Annotated in this window: 1 protein-coding gene; it reads right to left on the bottom strand. The window is 64.8% G+C overall.

Features of this window, described 5'->3' with window-relative positions:
- Window positions 1–679 (bottom strand): glycosyltransferase (locus A5624_RS24395; RefSeq protein ID WP_197519029.1); only part of this gene is annotated, 679 nt, incomplete at both ends.

Here is a 679-nt window from a genome sequence, read left to right as displayed (position 1 = left end):
ATGGCGAAACCCGGCGCTTGCAACAGATCCCGCAACCCATGCAGGTCACGAGCGGGATTGTCGCCGTCGGTGTAAATCCCGCCGAAACGGTGCAAAACTTCCAGACGCAAGATGTCGCTGGCCGAGCCGTAGCCGGCGGCGGTTCCTTTAGCCGTCTCCATGCGATACTCCCCGGCAAGGCGCATCGGCTCACCGGCATGAAACACCTCGTCCACATTGAGCACGATGACCCGATGCTGCTGAGCCCACTGGCGCATCGCCGCGACAACGCCGGCGTCATCACCGAACTGAGCGCGCGTCACGTCGCTCCACAACACCACCTGCAACCCGTGCGGTTGCGCCCGCGCGCTAAGCGCCTGCAGATTCGTTCGAAGCGCGTTGGTAACATCCCTGCCATCGGTCACCGGACCGCCCAGCCAAATGGTGTGAACGACCCTGGGCATCTCCAACCGGTCCGGCAAGTCCGGCAAATCAACCAAGTCGGGGAATTCGGCGCGCGGGCGATGCGGCCACCACCAACCCTTGTCAGCGGGCGCCGGCTCAGCCCAGATCTCCTCATGCTCGACCGGCCTGTCCGCTTGACCGGCAGCCAGATCCAGCGCGCGGAAATACCCGCCCAGCCGATCGGTCGGCTCACTGGCCAGGCGCACCGTTTGCAGCAACTGCGGCGTCAAACTCG

The sequence above is a fragment of the Mycobacterium sp. 1482292.6 genome (assembly GCF_001672995.1).
GTDB lineage: Bacteria > Actinomycetota > Actinomycetes > Mycobacteriales > Mycobacteriaceae > Mycobacterium > Mycobacterium europaeum_A.
This window is presented reverse-complemented; position numbering and strand designations above follow the sequence as displayed.